The sequence below is a fragment of the Myxococcus sp. CA039A genome, assembly GCF_013336645.1.
Classification (GTDB): domain Bacteria; phylum Myxococcota; class Myxococcia; order Myxococcales; family Myxococcaceae; genus Myxococcus; species Myxococcus llanfairpwllgwyngyllgogerychwyrndrobwllllantysiliogogogochensis.
Genome location: NZ_JABUMQ010000715.1, coordinates 1 through 867, shown reverse-complemented (window position 1 = coordinate 867; position 867 = coordinate 1). Strand labels below are relative to the sequence as shown.

The 867-nt window shown below is 70.5% G+C and carries 1 protein-coding gene and 1 pseudogene; both read left to right on the top strand.

Annotated elements, in window-relative coordinates; all coding sequences use genetic code 11:
- A pseudogene (locus HR086_RS47210) lies at positions 1 to 439 on the top strand (primosomal protein N'); the annotation flags it as partial.
- Positions 440 to 454: 15 nt separating this feature from the next.
- The coding region (locus tag HR086_RS47205; RefSeq protein ID WP_217442250.1) for a hypothetical protein at positions 455 to 867 on the top strand (413 nt) is incomplete at its 3' end.

Sequence of the window (867 nt, the reverse complement as noted above, 5' to 3'; positions counted from 1 at the left end):
GGGCAAGGACCCGGGTCGGGTGCTGGTGCAGACGTACAACCCGGACGCGGAGCCGGTGAAGCGGGTGCTGGCCCATGACTTCGATGGGTTCGCCCAGCAGGAGCTGGAGTGGCGCAAGGCGCTGGCGTATCCGCCCTTCGCGCGCATGGCGTCCATCCGGTTGGAGGGGGAGCACCCGGAGCAGACGGCCAGCGTGGCCCGGCACCTGGGGAACCTCGTCACCAAGAACATGCCTCCGGCGTCGGTGGGGGTGCGGCTTCTGGGGCCGGCCCTGGCGCCCATCGCCAAAATCCGGGGCAAGACGCGCTGGCAGTTGCTCCTGAAGGGGCCGACGCATGTGGCGCTTGCCCCGCTGCTCGCCAGGGTGGAGGCGGCCCTGGTTGACGTTCCTTCGGCGGTGAAGGTCGTGATCGACGTGGATCCGGGGGCCATGCTGTAGACTCGGTGCCCCCCCATGGGCGCACCGGTCCTCCTCGTCCACGACGACATCGCCACCATCGCCGCAGTGCGGCGTCTGCTCACCCGTGACGGGCACGAGGTCATCCTCGCCACGTCCGCCGCGGATGCGCTCATTGCCTACGGGCATCACCTGCCGGCGCTCATCGTGCTGGCCCCTGGCGTGGAGAGTGGCCGGGGTCGGCTGGTGTTGGAGGAATTGCTCCAGCATCCGGATGGGAAGGGCGCCCGGGTGTTGCTCCTGGGCGAGGCCATCGAGGGGTTCAGTGCGCCGGTGGCGCCGCTGCCCCTGGATGGGACGAGCTTCGTGGCGCAGGTGGACACGCTCATCCGCGCGCCGTCGGAGGCGGACGCGTGGCATGTGCTGGAGAACCGGAGCCTGCCGGGAGTCCGAGGGGATGGGGTGGGAGG